10 protein-coding genes are annotated in these 15044 nt (G+C 66.8%); 8 read left to right on the forward strand and 2 right to left on the reverse strand.

Going from position 1 to position 15044, the window contains the following annotated elements:
- Positions 1–62 precede the first annotated feature (62 nt).
- Positions 63–2258, reverse strand: a complete 2196-nt coding sequence (gene uvrC / locus G1H10_RS18590; RefSeq protein WP_163740522.1) for an excinuclease ABC subunit UvrC — start codon at positions 2256–2258, stop codon at positions 63–65.
- A gap of 927 nt (positions 2259–3185) precedes the next feature.
- Between uvrC and G1H10_RS18595 the strand changes: the two genes are divergently transcribed.
- From G1H10_RS18595 to G1H10_RS18620, 6 genes are all read left to right on the forward strand, one after another.
- On the forward strand, positions 3186–4544 hold the full coding sequence (locus G1H10_RS18595; protein ID WP_163740524.1) for an ABC transporter substrate-binding protein: 1359 nt from the start codon (positions 3186–3188) through the stop codon (positions 4542–4544).
- Positions 4545–5023: 479 nt separating this feature from the next.
- On the forward strand, positions 5024–5950 hold the full coding sequence (locus tag G1H10_RS18600; protein ID WP_216853410.1) for a carbohydrate ABC transporter permease: 927 nt from the start codon (positions 5024–5026) through the stop codon (positions 5948–5950).
- An 11-nt stretch (positions 5951–5961) separates the two neighbouring features.
- On the forward strand, positions 5962–6867 hold the full coding sequence (locus G1H10_RS18605; protein ID WP_163740527.1) for a carbohydrate ABC transporter permease: 906 nt from the start codon (positions 5962–5964) through the stop codon (positions 6865–6867).
- Positions 6864–8351 (forward strand): glycoside hydrolase family 1 protein, encoded by a 1488-nt coding sequence (locus G1H10_RS18610; protein WP_163740529.1) that lies wholly within the window; start codon positions 6864–6866, stop codon positions 8349–8351. Before G1H10_RS18605 ends, G1H10_RS18610 begins: the two co-directional genes overlap by 4 nt.
- A gap of 14 nt (positions 8352–8365) precedes the next feature.
- Positions 8366–9430, forward strand: a complete 1065-nt coding sequence (locus G1H10_RS18615; protein ID WP_163740531.1) for a LacI family DNA-binding transcriptional regulator — start codon at positions 8366–8368, stop codon at positions 9428–9430.
- A 382-nt stretch (positions 9431–9812) separates the two neighbouring features.
- Complete coding sequence (locus G1H10_RS18620) at positions 9813–10457, forward strand: mechanosensitive ion channel family protein (protein ID WP_163740533.1); 645 nt, start codon at positions 9813–9815, stop codon at positions 10455–10457.
- A 128-nt stretch (positions 10458–10585) separates the two neighbouring features.
- On the opposite strand, the gene uvrA is transcribed toward G1H10_RS18620, so the two are convergent.
- Positions 10586–13453, reverse strand: a complete 2868-nt coding sequence (gene uvrA, locus G1H10_RS18625; protein ID WP_163740535.1) for an excinuclease ABC subunit UvrA — start codon at positions 13451–13453, stop codon at positions 10586–10588.
- 204 nt (positions 13454–13657) lie between these two features.
- Between uvrA and G1H10_RS18630 the strand changes: the two genes are divergently transcribed.
- Both G1H10_RS18630 and G1H10_RS18635 read left to right on the forward strand, forming a co-directional pair.
- Complete coding sequence (locus tag G1H10_RS18630) at positions 13658–14371, forward strand: maleylpyruvate isomerase family mycothiol-dependent enzyme (protein WP_216853412.1); 714 nt, start codon at positions 13658–13660, stop codon at positions 14369–14371.
- Positions 14372–15028 (forward strand): MBL fold metallo-hydrolase, encoded by a 657-nt coding sequence (locus tag G1H10_RS18635; RefSeq protein WP_163740539.1) that lies wholly within the window; start codon positions 14372–14374, stop codon positions 15026–15028. It begins immediately after the preceding gene.
- Positions 15029–15044: the final 16 nt, after the last annotated feature.

Consider the following 15044-nt stretch of genomic DNA (forward strand, 5'->3'; position numbering starts at 1 on the left):
CCGCACCCCGGTGCTGTTCGCCTTGCCGCGGCAGCTCCGGGGTTTCCCGCAGAGGGCCCGGATCAGCTGCGATCGTCGAGCACTTCGCCGGTGGCCGTGTTCACCGCCGGAGCGGACGGCCGGCCCTGGGCGAGCGTCTGCACGATCGCCTCGGCAAGGGACGGGCCGATCCCCTTGACCTGGGTGATCTCCTCCGCACTGGCGGCCCGGAGCTTCTTCAGCGACCCGAAGTGCGCCAGCAGCGCCTTCCGCCGCGCCGGCCCCAGACCGGGGACGGCATCCAGCACGCTGTCCGTCATCGACTTGGATCGCCGCTGCCGATGGTAGGTGATGGCGAACCGGTGCGCCTCGTCCCGGATCCGTTGCAGCAGGTACAGGCCTTCACTGGTGCGTGGCAGGATCACCGGATACTCGCTGTCCGGCAGCCATACCTCCTCCAGCCGCTTGGCCAGCCCGAGCACGGGAATGTCCGGCACGCCGGACTCGTCCATCGCCTGTCGTGCCGCGTTCACCTGCGGCTGGCCACCATCGACGACGACGAGCCCCGGCGTGTAGGCGAACCTGCGAAGCTTGCCCGTCTCCGGGTCGATCCGGGACGGCCGCAACCCGGGAGCGTCCCCGGCGCCTTCACCCTCGGCACCCTCACCCCCAGTGCCCATGCCTCCAGTGCCCATGCCTCCAGTGCCCATGCCTCCAGTCCCTGCGCTCCCGGCAGCCAAGCCCCCAGAGTCAGCGCCCCCCATGCCCGCGTCGGCAGCTGCACCTGCATGTGCATCTGCATCGGCGGCGCCTCGTGCCGAGACAACCGTCTGTTCCATCGCTTCGGCGGTGACCTCGCCGGGAGCCTCGTCCGTTTCCGTGGCGCGGCGGCGGAACCGGCGACGCAGCACCTCCCGGATGGCGGCGACGTCGTCCGTGCCGGACTCCCCACGCACCCCGAACTTGCGATACTCGCTCTTCCGGGGCAGGCCATCCTCGAAGACGACCATCGACCCCACCACCTCGGTGCCGGCGAGGTTGGAGATGTCGTAGCACTCGATCCGCAAAGGCGGCTCGTCCAGCTCGAGCGCCTCCTGGATCTCCTCCAGCGCACGGTTCCGGGTGGTCAGATCGCTGGCTCGCTTCGACTTGTGCAGTTTGAGCGTCTGCGCGGCGTTGCGTGTCACGGTGTCCAGCAACGCCCGTTTGTCACCACGCTGTGGAATCCTGAGCTCGACCTTGCCTCCGCGCAGCTCGGTCAGCAGCTCGAGCAGCGCGTCCGCCTCGCGTTCGTCATCGGGCACGGCCGGCACCAAGATCTCCCTCGGTACCGCCTCGCCCCCGGACTCGCTGTAGAGCTGCAACAGGAACCGTTCGACCAGCTCGCCCGTGGACGCGTCCTCGGCCTTGTCCGCCACCCAGCCGCGCTGTCCCCGTACCCGACCGCCACGGACGTAGAAGATCTGAATCGCCACCTCGAGCGGATCGTCGGCCAGAGCCACCACGTCCGCATCCGTGCCGTCGCCGAGCACGACGGCATTGGCTTCCATCGCCCGCTCCAGCGCGGCGATGTCGTCGCGCAGCCGGGCGGCGCGTTCGAAGTCCAGCTCGGCGGCCGCCGATTTCATCTCCCGTTCCAGCCGCTTGACGTACGTGGTGGTCTTGCCGTCGAGGAAAGCCACCAGGTCGTCGACGATGTCCCGATGCTCCTCCGCGCTGACCCGGTCGACGCATGGTGCGGAGCACTTACCGATGTAACCGAGCAGGCACGGCCGGCCGATCTGCCGGGACCGGTTGAACACGCCCTTGGAGCAGCTCCGTACCGGGAACACGCGGAGCAGCTGATCCAGCGTCTCGCGGATGGCCCAGGCGTGCGCGTACGGGCCGAAGTAGCGGATGCCGCGCTTCTTCGCGCCGCGCATGACCAATGCCCGTGGGTACTCCTCGTTCAGTGTCACGGCGAGGTACGGGTACGACTTGTCGTCGCGGTAGCGGACGTTGAACCGCGGGTCGTACTCCTTGATCCAGGAGTACTCCAGCTGCAGCGCCTCCACCTCGGTGCGGACCACGGTCCACTCGACCTTGGCCGCCGTCGTGACCATCGCCAGCGTCCGCGGATGCAGCGCGGAGAGATCCTGGAAGTACGACGACAGGCGTGAGCGCAGGCTCTTGGCCTTGCCGACGTAGATCACCCGGCCGTCGGCATCGCTGAACCGGTACACACCGGGGTCGACGGGAATGGAACCCGGAGCGGGGCGGTAGGTCGATGGGTCAGCCACGTTCCCCACCTTACGAACCGCGACTGACGAGCGACCGCATCCCGGCCCGTACCTCCGCCCTCACGAGCCTGCGGGCCGCACCACCACGCCGCGGCATCGCCACGCGGCGGCACGGCCGCACCGCGACCCGGCGATGCGACACAAGACGGCGGCGCGACACGAGACGAACCTCGCACTCCAGCCCTGTGTAGGCGCACTCGCATCGTCCACCGCATGCGTGTAGAGGTGCCGCATACGGCGCATACCGCGGCCATCCTCGCGATCTTCGCGCCGCTCTCCGTCTGGTGTTCAAGCGGACCGAACGAGAACACGTGCATGGTGCGCTGAGTGCACGCGCATGGTGCGCTGAGAGGTCGCGAGACGGACTCGGCAAGCGCCTTCCAACGGCCACTCAACGCACCATGTCCGCACACCCGGGACAGGTCACACCTGTACCGGTTGTGGATCACACGACCACTCGCGCATACCCGGCAGCACAACGTCACGCGATGATTCACGCTTCAGCGCTCACGGAACGTCGCCAGGTTGACGCTGACGCCGCCCTGGGGCCGCTCGCCACCGATCCGGCACAGCCCGACCATGGGGCAAACATCCGCGGTCAAGAGGACGGCCGCGGATGGCGGAGGCGGCACGACGTATGTGGACGCGAGCCGCAGCAGCCGGGGCCGAGTGCAACCGGAGACACGTTGTGGACGTCGTGAACGCTCCTGGCCGGCGTGACCGGGGTAACAATTTGGGAACGCTCCCAAGTCGTCCCTTGATCACGGCGAAACAGAGCTGCAACGCTCTTGGGAGCGCTCCCGGCGGCACTGTCCCTCACTCGGGACGGCGATGTTCCGGCAATCGAGACGGGTCACGACGCCGACGGCTCCGCATGCGATACACGTCCCCACCACACGACCTGGCACCTGGGAGGGATCAGGAAGGATGAGCGTGAGAACGAACCGCACCTGTCAGACGCTCGCCGTGCTCGGCACGGCGGCTTTGCTGCTCACAGCATGCAGCGGCGACGACGACGACACCGAAACATCGGATACTTCCGACTCGTCCGACTCGTCCGACACCACCGAATCCGACGGCGATCCGGAACAGATCACGTTGACCGTCGACGTCTTCGGCGAGCAGGGCTTCGGCTACGAGGCCCTGTACGAGCAGTACCAGCAGGAGAATCCGCACATCACCATCGAAGAGCGCGGCTCCGGCCTCGGCGTCGGCGATTACAACGACCGGCTGACCCAGTGGATCACCGCGGGCGAAGGCGCAGGCGACGTCGTCGCACTCGAAGAGGGCATCATCACGCAGTTCTACGCCCAGCTGGACCGGTTCGTAGACCTGACCGAGTACGGCGCGGCCGAACTCGAAGGCAACTACCTGCCCTGGAAGTGGGAGCAGGGCACTCAGGACGGCTTCATCCTCGGGCTCGGCACCGACGTGGGCTCGATGGCCATGTGCTACCGCCGCGACCTGTTCGACGAGGCCGGCCTGCCCACCGACCGGGACGAGGTATCCGCGCTCTGGCCCACCTGGGAGGAGTTCACCGCTGTGGGGCAGGACTTCGTCGCAGCCGGCACCGATGCCTACTTCCTGGACGGCGCCACCAACGTCTACAACAGCATCCTCATGCAGGAAGCCGGCAACAACACCGGTTACACGTACTACAACACGAGCAATGAGCTCGACCTCGACAACCCCGACATCCGGACGGCGTGGGACCTCACCGTCGACATGATCAATGCCGACCTCTCCGCCGGATACCAGTCGTTCTCCGAGGAGTGGAACGCCGGGTTCGCCTCCGCGAGCTTCGCCACGATCGCCTGTCCGGCGTGGATGACCGGCGTGATCGCAGGTGCGGCCGGTGAGGAAGCCTCCGGTCAGTGGGACATCGCTGACGCGCCCGGAGACGGTGGCAACTGGGGCGGTTCCTTCCTCGCCGTGCCCGCCGAGAGCGAGCACCCGGAGGAGGCGGCTCGCCTCGCCCAGTACCTGACCTCACCTGACGCGCACATCGAGGCGTTCGAGCAGCTCGGCAACCTCCCGTCCTCGCCGCAGGCACTCGAGGACGAAGGGGTGCTGGCCGCCACCAACGAGTACTTCAACGACGCACCCATCGGCCAGATCTTCGCCCAGGGTGCCCAAGATCTGCGACCCGTCCATCTCGGCCCGCAGAACAACGCGATCCGCACGGAGTACGAGAACTCGCTCCGCGCGATCGACCAGGGCGAGCTGACACCCGACGAGGCGTGGGAGCAGGCCCGTAACAACGCCTCCGGCATCGGCGGAGGCTGAGCCGACCGCCCTCGGCCACAAGCGCCGGTCAGGTATTCGCATCGGCTCCTACCCACGGCCGGCCGGATGCGGGTCCTGACCGGCCCGGGCCGCGGGCTCGGCATTCGCCCATCCGAGCGCGTGTCGAGCCCGCAGCCGACGGCGACGGCGCCCGCCCAAGAACCCTCGTTGCGACTGTCACTACCGTCCCACGCGGAGGATCCACACCGATGAGCCAAGAGCCCGTTCCCGAGTCGCTGCCGGAGCACCGAGCACCACGGCCGCGTCCTCCAGGTGGACCACCGCCTCCTCCTGACACGCCGTACTCCCCCGGCGGGGTGGGGAGTCACGGCCCGGATCCATCCGCTGACGACACCAGAACGGATACCGACACCCATACCGTTACCAAGACCGAGACCGACACGGGCGCGGGCGCACCGGGTGGGCGGCACGGGAACGCAGCCGTGCGCACGCGCCCAGGTCCTCGGTCGAAACGCGCCATGCAGGGAGCCGGACGGCGCCGCCGCGCCCGCCTGGCGCGGCTGGACCTTAAGGTCTCGCCGTACGCCTACGTGGCGCCATTCTTCATCCTCTTCGCGATCTTCGGCCTGTACCCGTTCCTCTATACGATCTGGATCTCGCTCACGAACGAGTCACCGATCAATCCGGAGACCGACTTCGTCGGGGTGGACAACTACACCCGGCTGTTCGGAGACGACCGGTTCTGGGCCGCGGTGGTCAACACCTTCGGCATGTTCGTGCTCGCCACCGTCCCGCAGCTGTTGATGGCTCTGGTGCTGGCCAGCTGGCTGAATCGGAGGCTGCGAGGCCTCACGTTCTTCCGGATGTCCATCGCGATGCCGATCGTGACCTCCACTGCGGTCGTCGCGCTCGTCTTCGGCATGTTCTTCGCCCGCGACTACGGGCTGATCAACGGGATCCTGGGGAATTTCGGCGTAGACCCGATCAACTGGCGGGCGAGTCAGTGGACATCCTGGCTGGCGATCTCGGCCATGGTGGACTGGCGCTGGACCGGCTACAACGCACTGATCTATCTCGCCGCGATGCAGGCGATCCCGCGCGACATCTATGAAGCCGCCGAGATCGACGGCGCGTCCAGGGTGCGGCAGTTCTGGCGGATCACGATCCCACTTCTCACCCCGACGATCATCTTCACCGTCATCATCTCCACTATCGGCGGGCTGCAGCTGTTCACCGAGCCGCTGATGTTCACCAGCGGGTCCGGAGCGCTCAGCGGCGGCACCACCGGCCAGTACCAGACCATCACCATGTACCTGGTTCAGACCATGCGCACGTTCAACCAGTGGGGTTACGCCGGTGCGATCTCGCTGGTCCTGTTCCTGATGATCGTGCTCGTCTCCGCCATCAACTTCCTCCTCGTCCGCAGGCTCGGATCGGACAGGTAAGGGGATCTGACATGACTGTGACCATGTCCACTCGACCGTCGCAAACCTCCCGCAGGCGACGGCCAAAAGGCGGGCACGAGGCGGGGGCTACGGTCCGACGGGCCAGCCCATTGACCATCGGCGGCCTGATCATCGCGGCAGCGCTGTCGATCGCACCGCTGTACTGGATGCTGGTGGTGGCCTCCCGGACGAGCAACTCGGCGTACCAATGGCCTCCGGCGTTGCTGCCCGGTGGGAACCTCGGAGAGAACATCCAGCGGGTGCTGGACAACCCGGACGCCGCGATTTTCCGCGGCATCGTGAACTCGTTCATCGTCTCCGGCACGATCACCGTCTCGACCGTGTTCTTCGGCGCCCTGGCCGGCTTCGCCTTCGCCAAGCTTCGCTTCCGCGGGAAGAACGCCCTGCTGCTCGCGGTCCTGGTGACGATGATGGTGCCGATCCAGCTGAGCATCGTTCCGCTGTACCAGATGATGGGTGAATTCGGCTGGCTCAACGACATCCGGGCCGTCATCGCTCCATTCCTGATCAGCGGGTTCGGGATCTTCCTCATGCGCCAGTACAGCATCCAGGCGATTCCGGACGAGCTGATCGAGGCGGCTCGCATCGATGGCTGCTCGGTCTGGGGCACGTTCCGGCACGTCGCGGTGCCGGCATTGCGCCCGGCCGCAGGGGTCCTCGGCTTGCTGACGTTCATGCAGCAGTGGAACGAGTTCTTCTGGCCCTTCATCGTGCTGGCCGACCCAGGTAACCCGACCGTGCAGATATCGCTGCGGACGCTGAACTCGGCCTACCACCAGGACCTCTCCCAGATCTTCGCCGGCATGGTCATCGCGACCGTGCCGCTGCTGCTGATCTTCGTGTTCTTCTTCCGGCAAATCATCAGCGGAATCATGGAAGGTGCTACCAAGGGATGACCGCCGAACAGCAGGCCAACGTTTCGACGACGAGCGCCGACGCCGAGCCGCTGACGTTCCCGGCCGGATTCCGGTGGGGCACCGCCACGGCCGCATACCAGGTCGAAGGGGCAGTCGCCGAGGACGGGCGCCGGCCGTCGATCTGGGACACGTTCGCCCACACGCCCGGCAAGATCACCGGGGCGGATACCGGCGACGTCGCGTGTGATCACTATCGCCGGTTCTCCGACGACGTCCGGCTGATGGCCGAACTCGGGCTCAACTCGTATCGGTTCTCCGTTTCGTGGCCACGCGTCCAACCGGACGGTGCCGGCGCGGCTAACCAGGCCGGCCTCGATTTCTACCGGCGCCTGGTGGACGAGCTCTTGGAGAACGAGATCGAGCCCTGGCCGACTCTGTACCACTGGGACCTTCCGCAGCCGCTGGAGGACGCGGGCGGATGGCCGGACCGGGAGACCGCGGAACGGTTCGCCGACTATGCCGCGCTGGTGCAGCAGGCGCTGGGCGACCGCGTTCCACGGTGGACCACGCTGAACGAACCGTGGTGCTCGGCCTTTCTCGGTTACGGATCGGGGGAACACGCGCCTGGACGGCGTGACGGCAGGTCCGCCGTCCAGGCAGCACATCACCTGATGCTCGGGCACGGCATGGCCGCGCAGGCACTGCGGGCCGCGGACCCGGCGGCCGATGTGGGGATCACCTTGAACCTGTACGCGATCGCAGCGGCCGGTCCCCACCCCGAGGACGCCGACGCCGCTCGCCGGATCGACGGCCTGGCCAACCGGATCTTCCTCGATCCGATTCTGCGCGGCGAATACCCGGCCGATGTGGTGGAGGACCTGCGAGACCTGACCGGTTTCGAGCACGTGCACGACGGCGACCTGGCGGCCACCGCTACGCCGCTGACGTACATGGGCGTGAACTACTACAGCCGGTATGTCGTCGCGGCACCGCGGCCCGCCTCCACCGCCGTCTCGCCGGACGGGGATGGCCGACGGCTCGACGGGGAGCACGCTGCCGCATCGTCGTTCCAGCTGGCGTGGCCAGGCAGCGAGCATGTCCGATTCGTCGACGCGGAGGGCCCAGTCACCGCGATGGGCTGGGAGGTGCATCCGGAAGGGCTGGCCGAGACCCTGCTTCGAGTGCATCGCGAGTACACGCCGCTCCCGTTGTACGTGATGGAGAACGGGGCCGCGTTTCCGGACGTCGTCGACGGCGACGGATCGATCGACGACACCGATCGCATCGGCTATCTCGACGGACACCTGGCGGCCTGTCGCAGCGCGATCCAGGCGGGCGTTCCACTGCGCGGATACTTCGCATGGTCGCTGCTGGACAACTTCGAGTGGGCCCACGGCTACTCGAAGCGGTTCGGCCTCGTCCACGTGGATTTCGCCACCCAGCGCCGCACACCGAAGGCCAGCGCTCGCTGGTACGCCGATGTCATCCGTCGGAACGGACTGCCGGGCGAACGCCGACCGTGACGCATAATGACCCGGTGACCAGCAACCGACGAGACCGCGACGGCCAACGACCGACGTTGGACAAGGTGGCAGCGCACGCCGGAGTCGGGCGCGGCACCGTGTCCCGCGTCATCAACGGGTCGGCGCATGTTAGCCCGAAGGCTCGCGAAGCCGTTGAACGGGCCATCGCCGAACTCGGCTACGTGCCGAATCTCGCCGCCCGTTCGCTGGTCACCAGACGCACGGACGCGGTGGCTCTGGTCGTCTCCGAATCGGAGGCGCGGGTGTTCGGCGAGCCGTTCTTCGCCGGCATCGTCCGCGGGATCAGCTCCACTCTCGTCGACACCCAGCTTCAACTGTGGCTGGCCATGGCGCAATCAGCAGCGGAGCGGGAGCGCGTGGAACACCACCTCACCCCGCAGCACGTGGACGGTGTCATGTTGCTGTCCTTGCACGACGACGATCCGCTTCCCGCGCTCGTCGGGCGTCGTGGGCTGCCGTTGGTGCTGGGTGGCCGGCCGACCCACCTGTTACGACAGCACACGGCCTCCGACGCGGACGCCCGAGACTGGTTCGTGGACGTCGACAACGCCGGCGGCGCGCAGCAGGCGGTCCAGCACCTGCTCGCGTCCGGACGACGCACAATCGCGACGATCACCGGCCCACAGGACATGGGTGCCGGTGCCGCCCGGCTTGCCGGCTACCGGGAGGCACATCGTGCGCAAGGGCTGCCCGTTGACGAGGCGCTGATCGAGCACGGCGACTTCAGCTACGACAGCGGGGTGGCCGCCATGCGTCAGCTGTTGTCCCGCCGGCCGGATCTGGACGCGGTGTTCGCCGCAGCCGACCTGATGGCGGCGGGTGCGTTGCGCACGTTGCGGGAAAGCGGCCGACGCGTGCCCGACGACGTCGCCGTGGTGGGATTCGACGACTCCGGGGTCGCCCGGCAGACTGACCCTACTCTGACCACCGTCCGGCAGCCGATCGAAGAGATGGGCCGTGAGATGGCGCACCTCCTGGTCACCCGCATCTCTGGCGCGCCGGCGGAGCGGACCGCGCTTGTCCTGGATACGAGCCTGGTGATCCGAGAGTCCGCCTGAACCGGCGATCCATTTCCACTCCGCAGCCGGCTGGGGCCGGATGCACGGCGGCATGCTCGATGCGCAACCGCCGCACCGGACCGATACATGAGTTCGGCGGGTGCCATATCCAGTTGCGGGGAACATCGCCATTCGCCCAGATACGGATGTATGGGATCCGCCGAAATGGGCGTATGCAATCCAACGACCATGGCCGACACGCCTCGACGATTTTTCTTGTTCAGCGTGCCATGACCTCAAATGATCGGTACCTTAACTGGAGGTGATCACAAAGTCACGACACATGGAGGACGAAACGATGCTACCGGTGGCGAACGCGAACTTCATCGATGAGCTTGGTGACTCGTTCACAGAGCTCGGCCGCGACGTGGGCGATGGTGCCGTGCGACTGGTCGCCGCACTGGTCATACTCATCATCGGACATTGGATCGCAAAACTCATTCAACGACTTGTCACGACTGTTCTGGACAAAGTCGGCGCCGGTCGGCTCACCGAAGCCGCAGGGTTGGAGTCAGCGCTTCAACAAGCCGGCACTTCCGGCGTTCGACTCATCGGTCAAGTCATCTATTTCCTCGTATTCCTGATATTTGTTCAGCTTGCCGCGGAAGCACTCGGTATCGACCAACTGACGGTGCTTCTCAGCGATCTGATCGCCTACCTGCCGCTCGTTGTCATCGCACTGCTCGTGCTGTTCGTCGCAGCCGCCATCGCCGAATGGGCGGCCAACTTCGTCCGGCCGTTCGCGGAAAGCCGGAACGTCGGCTGGGTTGCCACGGTGGTGCGTGTCGGCATTCTGATCATCGGGATCCTGGCGGCCATGGACACGTTGAACTTCGCGCCGTCGGTCACCTCGAAGGTCGAGAACACGCTGCTGCAGTACCTGCCGCTGTCCATCCTGGTGGCCGGCGCGATCGCGTTCGGCGTGGGTGGCATCAAGACCGCGCAGCAGTGGTGGGCCAAGTTGGCGCCGCGGCCCAACGGAGGCGACGAGACCACGTCGACCACCCCAGGCTCGTACACCGAGTGAGCCTGCGACCGGCATGATGCCGGCGGAGAGTTGCCACCATCACCATTCAAGATCACCGATCTCACGTGGCTGCGGCCGTCCACACGGGTGGGCGGCCGCAGCCGCGTCCGTAGGTCGTAGGAGCCCCTTCAGTCGAGGCCGAGGATCGGACGGAGGAACCGGCCGGTGTGCGACTCGTCGTTCTTCGCCACCTGCTCCGGTGTCCCGGTCGCGACGACCGTGCCGCCGCCGGTGCCGCCTTCCGGACCCATGTCGATGAGCCAGTCCGCCGTCTTGATCACGTCCAGGTTGTGCTCGATGACCACCACGGTGTTGCCCTTCTCGACCAACCCCTGCAGGACGCCGATCAGCTTGCGGATGTCCTCGAAGTGCAGTCCGGTGGTCGGCTCGTCGAGCACGTAAATGGTCCGCCCGGTGGAACGTTTCTGCAGCTCGGCAGCGAGCTTCACCCGCTGTGCCTCTCCACCGGACAACGTCGGCGCCGGCTGCCCGAGCCGGACATAGCCGAGCCCCACGTCCACCAGTGTGCGCAGGTGCCGCGCGATCCGCTGCACCGGCTCGAAGAACTCGACCGCCTCCTCGATCGGCATCTCCAGCACTTCGGAGATGGTCTTGCCCTTGTAGTGCACCTCGAGCGTCTCCCGGTTGTACCGGGCGCCGTGGCAGACCTCGCACGGCACATAGACGTCGGGCAGGAAGTTCATCTCGATCTTGATCGTGCCGTCCCCGGAACACGCCTCACACCGGCCGCCCTTGACGTTGAACGAGAAGCGGCCCGGCTGGTATCCGCGGATCTTCGCTTCCTGAGTCTCGGCGAACAGCTTGCGGATCACGTCGAATACGCCGGTGTAGGTGGCCGGATTGCTCCGAGGGGTACGGCCGATCGGCGACTGGTCGACGTGCACCACCTTGTCCACCAGGGCCATCCCGTCGATGCGACGGTGCCGGCCCGGGACCGCCTTCGCGCTGTAGAGCTCCTTGGCCAGCGACGTGTACAGGATGTCGTTGACGAGCGTCGACTTGCCGGAGCCGCTGACGCCGGTGACCGTGACGAAGCAACCGAGCGGGAACGACACGTCCACGCCCTTCAGGTTGTGCTCGCGCGCGCCGACGACGGTGAGCGCGCGGTCATTGGTGGGTGGACGCCGCACGGCGGGGATGGGGATGCTCCGCTTACCGGCGAGATACTCCCCGGTGATCGAGTCCTCGCTCTTCTCCAGTTCCTCCACCGGTCCGCTGACGACGATCTGTCCGCCGTGTTCGCCGGCGCCCGGACCGATATCCACTACCCAGTCCGCGGTGCGGATGGTGTCCTCATCGTGCTCGACGACGATCAGCGTGTTGCCCAGGTCGCGCAGCCGCACCAGGGTGTCGATCAGGCGGTGATTGTCCCGCTGGTGCAGCCCGATCGACGGCTCGTCCAACACGTACAGCACGCCGACCAGGCCGGAACCGATCTGCGTGGCCAACCGGATCCGTTGCGCCTCACCACCGGCCAGCGTCGCGGCCGGCCGGTCCAGGCTCAGGTAGTGCAGGCCGACGTCCACCAGGAACTGCAGCCGTTCGTTGACCTCCTTCAGCACCCGGGAAGCGATCTGCTGCTCCCGCTCGGTGAGGGTCAGATCTCGCAGGAAGTCCGCGCACTCGCCGATCGGCATCGCGGCGACCTCGGCGATGCTCTTACCGTTGAGCGTCACCGCGAGCACGACCGGCTTCAGCCGCGCACCGTTACACGCGTGGCACGGCACCTCGCGCATGAAACCCTCGAACCGCTCCCGGCTGGTGTCGGACTCAGCCTCCGCGTAGCGGCGGCGGACCCACGGAATCACGCCTTCGTAGGAGGTGTAGTACGAGCGCTCCCGGCCGTAGCGGTTGCGGTACCGGACGTGGATCTGGTCGCCGTACCCGTTCAGGACGGCGTTCCGGGCCTTTTTCGGCAGCGACTCGAACGGCGCGTCGGTACGGAATCCGATGGTCTCCGCCAGGGCTGTCACCAGTCGCTTGAAGTAGTCCGAGGTCTGTGCGGGTGCCCACGGTGCCAGCGCCCCGTCGTCCAGGCTGGCGGACGGATCCGGAACCACGAGCTCCTCGTCCACCTCCATCCGCGTGCCCAGCCCGGAACACTCCGGGCAGGCGCCGAACGGCGAGTTGAACGAGAAGGTCCTCGGCTCCAGCTCCTCGAAGGACAGGTCATCGTACGGGCAGTACAGGTGCTCGGAGTAGACCCGTTCGCGGTTCTCGTCGTCCTCCGGAAGGTCGACGAAGTCGAGGTTGACCAGGCCGCCGGACAGCCGGAGCGCGGTCTCGACCGAGTCGGTCAGCCGACGCACCGCCGACGGCTTGACGGTGAGCCGGTCCACCACCACCTCGATGGTGTGCTTCTCCTGCTTTTTCAGCTTGGGGACATCGGTGAGCTGATAGACGGTCCCGTCGACGCGAGCCCGGCTGTAGCCCTGCGATTGCAAGGTGCGGAACAGGTCGACGTACTCGCCCTTGCGCTCCCGGACCACCGGCGCGAGCACCTGGAAGCGGGTTCCCTCCTCCAGCTCCACTACCCGGTCGACGATCGATTGCGGCGTCTGCCGCCCGATCGGCCGCCGACACTGGGGACAGTGCGGCCGACCGGCCCGGGCATAGAGCAGGCGCAGGTAGTCATAGACCTCGGTGATGGTGCCGACCGTGGAGCGCGGGTTGCGCGACGTCGATTTCTGGTCGATGGAGACCGCAGGCGACAGTCCTTCGATGAAGTCGACGTCCGGCTTGTCCATCTGCCCCAGGAACTGCCGGGCATATGCGGACAGCGACTCGACGTACCTGCGCTGCCCCTCGGCGAAGATGGTGTCGAAGGCCAGGCTCGATTTCCCAGAACCGGACAGACCGGTGAACACGATCAGGGAGTCCCGTGGCAGGTCCAGCGAGACGTCCTTCAGGTTGTGCTCACGCGCCCCCCGTACGACGAGGCGGTCACCCGTGTAAGTGGTGGTCCGTTCGGTCATCAGCCGGCTCTCTCCGATATCGTCATATTCTCCTCATGCACATCAGTGTGCATGTCGGCACGCAGGTCAGGCGTACCCATCGCATGGTATGTGCCCTCACCGACAAAGTTGGCGCTCGTGCGCCGTCTCGTTGGCCGACGCGACGTCGGTCACGGTAGGTTAGCGAACGTGGCTGCCACGTCTTCCAGGTCTTTTCCGAACACCGTGAGCGATAGCGACGAATCGGCCGGCCCTATCACGGCCGCGACCGACCGGCTGATCATCACCGCGGGCACGCTCAACGCTGAAACGCTGACCGGTCCTAGCTTATGCCCCGGGTGGAGCCGCGCCCACGTGCTGACGCATGTCGCTCGCAGTGCGGATGCGTTGACCAATCTCCTGACGTGGGCCCGAACCGGCAAGGAGACACCCGCGTATCCGAGCCGGGAAGCCCGCCAGGCCGACATCGAAGCCGGCGCCGACCGGTCCCTCGACGACCTGATCGAGGACGTCAAGATCGCCTCGGACAGGTTCGCGTCCGCCGTGACCGAACTGCCGGCGGACGCCTGGCAGCATGAAGTCCGGATCGGCACCGGCACCGGCGGCAAGACCATTCCGGCTCGTCGCACGTTGTGGCTCCGGTTGCAGGAGCTTGAGGTACACCACGTCGATCTCGACGCGGGATACACCTGGAACGACTGGCCGGAGATGTTCGTCAAGCGGGCACTGGCGGAAGCGGTCCGCAACCTCGGCCAGCGCGATGACGCGCCGCAGCTCACCCTGGTGATCGATGGCGGCGCCGCACGCATCGGGCCGAGCGGCGGAACCACCGTCTCCGGCTCGGCGCGTCCCATGCTGGCCTGGTTGCTCGGCCGCTCGTCGGGTCAGGAGCTGACCACGCCCGACGGTCCGCTACCCGCACTACCGGCGCTGCTGTAGATGTACTCCGGCCACGTCTCCCCCGGCGGACCACCCGCGGTCCGAGAGCTGGCAGAGCTCATCGTCAACAAGGTCTCGGTCGGCGGAAGCGGCTGGGACAACAACGCCTACGTGCTGCGTTGCCGGGACACCGGCGAGGAGTTGCTGATCGACGCGGCCGACGAACCGGAGCGGATCCTCACCACTTGCGGCGAAGGACCTCTCGTTCGGATCGTCACCACGCACCGACACCGCGACCACTGGCGCGCGTTGGCCGAAGTGGTCGAGCGGACGGAAGCGATCACGGTGGCGCACGCAGATGACGCGCCGGCAATCTCGGTACCGACCGCCGAAGAGGTCCGCGACGGCGACCGGGTCCGGTTCGGTCGGATTGAGCTAGAGGTCATCCATCTGGTCGGGCATACTCCAGGGAGCATCGCGCTGCTCTACGACGACCCGACCGGCTCACCGCACCTATGGACCGGAGACTCGCTCTTTCCGGGCGGTGTCGGAAAGACGACGTCGCCGGAGAACTTCGCGTCCTTGATCGGCGACGTGGAGCGCAAGCTCTTCGGCCGGCTGCCCGATGAGACCTGGGTCTACCCCGGCCACGGCGACGACACGACACTCGGCCACGAGCGCCCGCATCTCGCAGAGTGGCGAAGCCGCGGCTGGTGACGCACCCCGCCTTGAG

Origin of the sequence: Phytoactinopolyspora halotolerans, assembly GCF_010550675.1 — a bacterium.
Classification (GTDB): domain Bacteria; phylum Actinomycetota; class Actinomycetes; order Jiangellales; family Jiangellaceae; genus Phytoactinopolyspora; species Phytoactinopolyspora halotolerans.

Bases quoted from the DNA above. Each gene is read 5' to 3' on its own strand.
- G1H10_RS18610 (WP_163740529.1), top strand. From the start codon at position 6,864: ATGACCGCCGAACAGCAGGCCAACGTTTCGACGACGAGCGCCGACGCC.
- G1H10_RS18635 (WP_163740539.1), top strand. From the start codon at position 14,372: ATGTACTCCGGCCACGTCTCCCCCGGCGGACCACCCGCGGTCCGAGAG.
- G1H10_RS18595 (WP_163740524.1), top strand. From the start codon at position 3,186: ATGAGCGTGAGAACGAACCGCACCTGTCAGACGCTCGCCGTGCTCGGC.
- uvrA (WP_163740535.1), bottom strand. From the start codon at position 13,453: ATGACCGAACGGACCACCACTTACACGGGTGACCGCCTCGTCGTACGG.
- G1H10_RS18605 (WP_163740527.1), top strand. From the start codon at position 5,962: ATGACTGTGACCATGTCCACTCGACCGTCGCAAACCTCCCGCAGGCGA.
- G1H10_RS18600 (WP_216853410.1), top strand. From the start codon at position 5,024: ATGCAGGGAGCCGGACGGCGCCGCCGCGCCCGCCTGGCGCGGCTGGAC.